The organism is Limnospira sp. PMC 289.06 (assembly GCF_032350395.1).
Lineage (GTDB): Bacteria > Cyanobacteriota > Cyanobacteriia > Cyanobacteriales > Microcoleaceae > Limnospira > Limnospira platensis.
Window position 1 is genome coordinate 1 of the sequence record NZ_JARPLC010000607.1, and the last position, 228, is coordinate 228.

Sequence of the window (228 nt, forward strand, 5' to 3'; positions counted from 1 at the left end):
TTACGGCTACCAAGAACGTGATCAGCAACAGCGAGAGGAGTTTATTGCTCAGATTCAACATATGGAGCCGGAAGAGTTGGTTTACCTCGATGAAGCTGGCATGAATAGTCAAGACTCGGATTATCCTTATGGTTACTGCGAGGAAGGACAACGCTTCGATGCCCTCAAATCCGGGAAGAGGCAGGGCAGGGTGAGCTATATGGCCGCATGGTGTTATCAACAACTCTT

General features: G+C 48.7%; 1 pseudogene. It reads left to right on the forward strand.

Annotated elements, in window-relative coordinates:
• Positions 1-228 (forward strand): annotated as a pseudogene (locus P5674_RS26420) (IS630 family transposase); the annotation flags it as partial.